The sequence below is a fragment of the Xanthomarina gelatinilytica genome, assembly GCF_000348685.1.
Taxonomy (GTDB): domain Bacteria; phylum Bacteroidota; class Bacteroidia; order Flavobacteriales; family Flavobacteriaceae; genus Xanthomarina; species Xanthomarina gelatinilytica.
Genome location: NZ_ANLA01000045.1, coordinates 1 through 594, shown reverse-complemented (window position 1 = coordinate 594; position 594 = coordinate 1). Strand labels below are relative to the sequence as shown.

Sequence of the window (594 nt, the reverse complement as noted above, 5' to 3'; positions counted from 1 at the left end):
GTCACCGGAACACAGCCTGCTGAACCTGCTACGGAATGTTGGGAAACTGCTACGTTCAATGATACTACCTGTTCTTGGGACGTCAACGGAACACAGCCTGCTGAACCTGCAACTGAATGTTGGGAAACCGCTACGTTCAATGATACGACCTGTTCTTGGGACGTTACAGGAACACAACCTGCTGAACCTGCTACGGAATGCTGGGAAACTGCGACGTTCAATAACACAACCTGTTCGTGGGATGTCACCGGAACACAGCCTGCTGAACCTGCTACGGAATGTTGGGAAACTGCGACGTTCAATGATACGACCTGTTCTTGGGACGTCACCGGAACACAGCCTGCTGAACCTTCTACTGAATGTTGGGAAACCGCTACGTTCAACGGTACAACCTGTTCTTGGGACGTAACCGGAACGCAACCTGCTGAACCTGCTACGGAATGTTGGGAAACCGCGACGTTCAATGATACGACCTGTTCTTGGGAGGTAACTGGAACGCAACCTGCTGAACCTGCTACGGAATGTTGGGAAACCGCGACGTTCAATGATACGACCTGTTCTTGGGACGTCACCGGAACACAGCCTGCTGAACCT

At 51.9% G+C, this 594-nt stretch carries 1 protein-coding gene; it reads right to left on the bottom strand.

The window, feature by feature from the left end; translation table 11 throughout:
• Positions 1-221, bottom strand: a 221-nt coding sequence (locus tag D778_RS14585; protein ID WP_155949967.1) for a hypothetical protein, incomplete at its 3' end; no start/stop codon positions are given.
• Positions 222-594: the final 373 nt, after the last annotated feature.